We start from the raw sequence: 5,964 nt of genomic DNA on the forward strand, positions 1-5,964 counted from the left end.
TTGTCGTCACAATCGTAGCAAACTCTTCATGTAAATTTACAAGTGTCATATTGTGAATATCTTCTGCACTATACTCCTTACCATCTAAACCTTTACGGTTAAAAGTAGCCGTTGCATCACTCACTAAATATGTTGTAAATCCTAAATTCCCTGCCATTCGTGTTGTAGTTTCCACACAGTGATTTGTCGTTAATCCTACAACCACTACTGCATTACATTTGTTCTTTCTTAATTGCTCTTCTAAATTTGTCCCAATGAACGCGCTGTTAACGAATTTCTGAATAACCACTTCACCAAGTAGTGGTTGCACTTCTTCTTTAAAGTTTACCGTTTCCGCTCTCTCATAAAACATTGACTGAGCATTTTCTTTATTTACATGTTGAATATGAAAAACTGGTCGTTCCCTTTTTCTCCATTCTTCTAATAAAATTCTCATGTTTTCTTCAGCAAAAATATTATTTCTCTCGCCCCAATCTGGTAATTGAAATGCCTTTTGTACATCGATTATGATAAGTGCTATTTGATTTGTCATCATTTCCCCCTTAATTTGGCTGTAATTGAAATAGAAAACCAAGTTGTTGTGACGCAGTAATAAAGCAAACATAGGCGCAAAGCTCTACAATTTCTTTTTCTGTCCAATATTGTTTTAATACGTGAAACATAGTATCATCTATTGCTTTTCGGTCATGAACAAATGTATGCGCAAAAGTAACGGCTACACCAATCTCCTCTGCCTTTTGCATATCATCAGGTCTTCCTTTTGCCATACAGTACGGACATTCATTCCCATACGCTAATGTTCTTCTCACTTGCTCCTTCAACTCTGCTGAAAGAGTTCCTTTATTGTACAGTGTATCTTCTAACGTACTCCACGAATGTAATATATCCGAATTATGCCCTAATAACTTTTGAAACTTTGTATCTCCTACATTTGATAATGAAATTCTCTCCATCATTTCCCCTCCTATTTCCTTCTGTTTTATTGTAAAATAAATAACGTTCACTTTACATTTCATATGAATCTTAATTTATATTTTCCCTTTACAAAAATCATTATTTTACTGGAGGTATATTTACAAATGCAATTAGACCGTGTTGATCGGAAAATTTTAAATGAATTATATAATGATAGTCGCCTTTCGATGCGTGAATTGGCGAAACGAGTAAACTTATCTGCTCCATCTACTTCAGAACGTGTTCGTAAGCTCGAAAGCGAAGGTGTTATTCAAAAATACACAATCGATATTGATTATAAAAAAGCAGGACTCGTTTTAGATTGTATTTTAGAAATCACTTTAAAAAATGGTGATACAACACGTATGCAACAGTTTATTCAATCTTATCCATCTGCAAGTTTTTGTTACCGAGTAACAGGAAGCTTATGCTACATTGTAAAAATTTCTGTTCCTTCACTCGTTGAACTGGAAGAATTTATCAATGATGTTTCTTCATATGCAACGACCGTTTCTCATATCGTATTATCAGAAGTATCTCTTACTCCTGATATTGAACATATCTTCCCAGAAGATTAATTTATTTTTATTCATAAAATACAAAAAAACCCCTTACAATAAGAATAAAAATAATATATTATGTATTAAAATACATAAGGTTCGAGAAAGGGGCTTTACATTGAAAATCTGGTTTTATGAAAAAACGGCACAATTAGATGACTTGCTTGGTATTTGGGACAATGTTCCAACCATCCCACGAATTGGTGAAAAAGTGGAGATTTTAAAGACGGTCCGCACTGTTACAGATATTAAATATGTAAAGAACGGTAATAATTTTCGTGTAGAAATTATTACAAATTAAAAAGTAGCTCCTAAGGAGCTACTTTTTAATTATCTATTATGTGCTTTCTTTATAACGATTTTATCTTCTTCTACAGATACTGTTACATAATCATTTTCTTCTAACCGAAGCTTATTTACAGCCTCATCTGGTAACTCTATGGCCATCAATCTATCGGTTACGATCACTTGACTATACACTTCATTTTCTTGTGATGAACTCACTACTTTTTGCTCATTTATAAAACGTACTCGTGGCACGCCAACTTCTTTTACTGTACGCCATTGTTTCCAAACATAAGGAATTAACCAAAGTAATCCAACAACTGTAAGACCAATACCAATCCATAAATTACTTTGCGCTTGTAATTCAGTAATTGAGATTGTACCACTTTCTTCTCCACCGAAAAATTGCATACTTGTTGCAATCTAAGTGAATTTTATGTAATAAAAATCCCCGTTTTTACAAGCGGGGATTTCTTTTATTATAATACGTCACGTTTTTGGAATAATGCACTTGATGCTACAAGTAACACAACAAAGTATGCAACTACAAGTAATAATGAAGTTGTAAACGTAAATTCTGTAAATGTTGGTTCCATTCCACCATTGATTAATTTATTACTATCGTAAGCTCTTAAATCCAAATGGTTGAATACTACAAACTTCGCTACACCTTTTGCAAACATTATTAATACCATATTAATTGCACCTTGTAAGAAGAATAGGAACATCGTAATAATTAATGGTAATACAGATTTTCTAAAGACATTTGCTAGGAAAAATGAAAGTGTTGCAAAAAAGAACGGTGAAAGTAGTTGATATAAAGTTGACTTCATTACGATTCCTAACGTTAATTCTGTTTTACTACCATCCATTACAATACCGCCAATAATCATTGCAATTAGCATACCAGCTAATACGATAAATAACATTGCTAATAACACTGTAATATATTTAGAAAATAAAACTGCAAGTCTTTTTCTTGGACGGATTAACAATTGTTTAATTGTACCTTTTTGGAACTCATCAGTAAGAGTACGGGCAGCAAGTGTAATCCCAAAAATCGTTGTAAATAAAACAATTAAGCCAATCTCTGAGTTTGCATAATCTAAATATGACCCCTTAAACTCATCACCTTTTCCCCACTTCAACATTGCTAAAGTACCTAAAATTTCGAGTGCCGCAATGACACCAATTAAAATATACATACCTTTTTTCGCATGCAACTTTAAAAATTCATTTTGAATTAATTTAAACATTACGCTTTCACTCCCCCAGTAATCGCTAAGAACTCATCCTCTAACGTTTTATTTTGAACAGTAACGCCATATACAAGCACATCAGCATGAACAAGTTTTTTTACAAGTTGCGGAATGTTGTCTTTTGTTACAGATGCTACAATTACATTCCCTTTTGCTTTACCTTTAATGATTTCATTTGCTTTCTGAACTTCACCTACTTCAAACGCTACAACGGCTGCCTCATCATGTTTCACTTTTTCATGTAAGTTGTACTCTTGTACAAACTCACCTTGTTTAATAATAACGACGCGATCACACATTAATTCAATTTCACTCAATAAGTGACTTGATACGATTACAGCAATATTCTCTTCTTTCGCTAAACGTTGTAAATAATCACGAATTTGGCGAATACCAGCTGGATCTAATCCATTTGTCGGCTCATCTAAAATTAAGATTTTCGGCTGATGAAGTAATGCCTGTGCAATTCCTAAACGTTGTTTCATACCAAGTGAATATGTTTTCACCTTTTTATGAATCGCATGCTCTAATTCAACAAGCTTGACAATCTCAGCAATGCGCTCTTTACTAATTGGTGTAATGGCCATGTTCGCAAAATGCTTTAAGTTTTGCATTCCTGTCATATAATCATATAGTTCAGGATTTTCTACAATCGCTCCAATTTGCTCTAGTGCCTTTTCACGCTCCGAGCGAATACTATGTCCACAAATTGTAATATCGCCCTCTGTCATTGAAATAAGACCTGTCATCATACGGATCGTCGTCGTCTTACCGCTACCGTTCGGTCCAAGGAAACCGTATACTTCTCCTTCACGAACCTCAAATGATAAACCACGAATAATTTCCGTTCCACCAATCTTTTTTCGAACATTCTCTAACTTTACTACTACGTTTCCCAATGCTGATTCCTCCTTTAGACTTCTAGTTTTTTATCGATAATATAAGCAATTACATATATTATTAGAGCACTAACCATTACCATGAAACTTATATTAAAAATGTTAAATCCATTTTCTTGAAACATATTAATAAATAGACTCTTGCTTTCACTATGATATTCTACTCTTCGCAATACTTGGAAAGCTGGAGCTAATTTTCCTAGCAAGGTTGTCGCTAAAGTAATCGCTATATTTATTACTAGAAAAATAATAACAATTAGTATATTTTGCGCCTTTTTCTTTTTCGTAAGTAACTTAACTAGAGTAATTACTAATATGATTTGTAACACACTAAACAAAAACTCAAATAAATCACTTATCATATATATTAAATTATTAATTATGCCTACTTGCATAATCTCTTTTGCCTCTACATATACAGAAGTCGTAGGAAAAGCTAATACATAACTTACGTAGAAAAGAATTCCACATATCCCATACCATATAGCCATTGCAATAAATGAGAAAATAAGCATAGAAATTACATATTGTTTCCCAGATATTGCTGTAAGTCGTAACATTGGATTAGTCAGTAAGCGTGAATATGATTTCATTGTTTGTATAAACATATAAACAATATAAAAGAAAAATATAATCATAATGATTCCAAATATACCCTCTTGTCTACTGATAGCCGCATCACTTTTTCTTACAATCATTTGTGAAAATAACACAGCTTCAATTAGCACAAAGAGTAAAAAAGTAACAATATATCTTTTCTTATTTACATTCCATAAATAGGAAAGTACTGACTTCACTTACTAAACACCTCCTTAAACAATTCATGAACTGCTTTTCCTCTCTGAAAACGAATTTCTTCTACATTTTCATATAGAACCATTTCTCCATCTTTTAAAAAGATCACTTCATCAAAAATATTTTCAATTTCATTTATTAAGTGAGTGGAAATTAATATCGTACAATCTTCCCTATAGAACTGTAGAATTAGATCCAATACATGTTCTCTAGAAAGAGGATCTATCCCGCCCAACGGCTCATCCAGTACGTATAGCTTCACTTTTCGAGAAAACGTTAAAATAATCTGCAGCTTCTCAACCATACCTTTTGACAATGCTGTAATTTTTTCTTCTAACGGTATTTTAAATTCTGCAATCGTATCTACCGCTTTTTGAATATCGAAGTCTTTATAAAAATCTCGGTAAAAAAATAAAGCGTCTTTTACAGTCATCCAATCATCAAAGACTGGCTTATCGGACATAAATGAAACGATTTCTTTCGTCTGTAATCCTACCTTTTTACCGTCTATTGTAATACTACCTTCAGAAGGGTGTTGCAAGCCTGCAATCATTTTCAATAACGTCGTTTTCCCGCTCCCGTTATCTCCAACAAGCCCAACGATTTTCCCTTCCGTAATCTCTATGTTTAATTCACGGATCACTGCTTTTAATCCGTATCTCTTCCATAAGTTTTCTATTTTCAATAGCTCTGTCATTGGCTCTCCTCCCTCTTATCATGTAATGAAGAACGAAGAATTGTAAGAATTTCTTCTTCTGAAAAACCTAAATTGTCCATTCCATCTATAAAAGAATGAAGTAATTCTTTCGCCATCTCTTTTCGCAGCTCCATAATTTTCTCCCCTTCATTCGTTACATACCGTCCCATTCCTCTACGTGTTACAACAACTCCATCCCGTTCTAGCTCTTGAAATGTACGCTGAATCGTATTTGGATTAACTTGTAATTCACTCGCTAATTCACGGACAGAGGGAATTTTATCACCAGGCAATAAATGTCCTGTTACGATTTCTTTTTTTATGTATTCCATTACCTGAATGTAAATTGGTGTATTTGGAGAAAACTCTATTTTCATTTCTTCCCTCCTTTTGTATCGGTGTACTAGTTAAATAATACACTGATACAAAAGGTTTGTAAATACCCATTTAATTACAAAAAAGTTCTATCCGTTAACCGAATAGAACTTCCCAAATATAAATCGCTATACAAAAAT

At 33.2% G+C, this 5,964-nt stretch carries 9 protein-coding genes and 1 pseudogene; 2 read left to right on the forward strand and 8 right to left on the reverse strand.

Going from position 1 to position 5,964, the window contains the following annotated elements; genetic code table 11:
• The coding region (locus ACQGS6_RS21585) for a cysteine hydrolase family protein (protein WP_426965575.1) at nt 1–532 on the reverse strand (532 nt) is incomplete at its 3' end.
• A 10-nt stretch (nt 533–542) separates the two neighbouring features.
• Complete coding sequence (locus tag ACQGS6_RS21590) at nt 543–953, reverse strand: carboxymuconolactone decarboxylase family protein (protein WP_000439753.1); 411 nt, start codon at nt 951–953, stop codon at nt 543–545.
• A gap of 126 nt (nt 954–1,079) precedes the next feature.
• On the opposite strand from ACQGS6_RS21590, the gene ACQGS6_RS21595 reads away from it, so the two are divergent.
• Both ACQGS6_RS21595 and ACQGS6_RS21600 read left to right on the forward strand, forming a co-directional pair.
• On the forward strand, nt 1,080–1,532 hold the full coding sequence (locus tag ACQGS6_RS21595; RefSeq protein WP_001175505.1) for an Lrp/AsnC family transcriptional regulator: 453 nt from the start codon (nt 1,080–1,082) through the stop codon (nt 1,530–1,532).
• Nucleotides 1,533–1,632: 100 nt separating this feature from the next.
• Nucleotides 1,633–1,815 carry a DUF3913 family protein gene (locus tag ACQGS6_RS21600; RefSeq protein ID WP_000707107.1) on the forward strand — a complete coding sequence of 61 codons (183 nt, stop codon included), beginning with the start codon at nt 1,633–1,635 and terminating at the stop codon, nt 1,813–1,815.
• Nucleotides 1,816–1,844: 29 nt separating this feature from the next.
• Here ACQGS6_RS21600 and ACQGS6_RS21605 read toward each other — a convergent pair.
• From ACQGS6_RS21605 to ACQGS6_RS21630, 6 genes and pseudogenes are all read right to left on the reverse strand, one after another.
• A pseudogene (locus ACQGS6_RS21605) lies at nt 1,845–2,222 on the reverse strand (AbrB/MazE/SpoVT family DNA-binding domain-containing protein); the annotation flags it as partial.
• Nucleotides 2,223–2,278: 56 nt separating this feature from the next.
• Complete coding sequence (locus ACQGS6_RS21610) at nt 2,279–3,055, reverse strand: ABC transporter permease (RefSeq protein ID WP_048568826.1); 777 nt, start codon at nt 3,053–3,055, stop codon at nt 2,279–2,281.
• Nucleotides 3,055–3,957, reverse strand: a complete 903-nt coding sequence (locus ACQGS6_RS21615; protein WP_000528787.1) for an ABC transporter ATP-binding protein — start codon at nt 3,955–3,957, stop codon at nt 3,055–3,057. The genes ACQGS6_RS21610 and ACQGS6_RS21615 overlap by 1 nt, the downstream gene beginning before the upstream one ends.
• A gap of 14 nt (nt 3,958–3,971) precedes the next feature.
• A complete protein-coding gene (locus tag ACQGS6_RS21620) occupies nt 3,972–4,754 on the reverse strand; it encodes a hypothetical protein (protein ID WP_000843923.1) in 783 nt (260 codons plus the stop codon).
• A complete protein-coding gene (locus ACQGS6_RS21625; RefSeq protein ID WP_061662875.1) occupies nt 4,751–5,449 on the reverse strand; it encodes an ABC transporter ATP-binding protein in 699 nt (232 codons plus the stop codon). Before ACQGS6_RS21625 ends, ACQGS6_RS21620 begins: the two co-directional genes overlap by 4 nt.
• Entirely contained in the window at nt 5,446–5,826 is a 381-nt protein-coding gene (locus tag ACQGS6_RS21630) for a GntR family transcriptional regulator (RefSeq protein ID WP_000687512.1), read from the reverse strand. Before ACQGS6_RS21630 ends, ACQGS6_RS21625 begins: the two co-directional genes overlap by 4 nt.
• Nucleotides 5,827–5,964 lie beyond the last annotated feature (138 nt).

This window comes from Bacillus sp. GMs2/2 (assembly GCF_050172095.1).
Taxonomy (GTDB): domain Bacteria; phylum Bacillota; class Bacilli; order Bacillales; family Bacillaceae_G; genus Bacillus_A; species Bacillus_A cereus.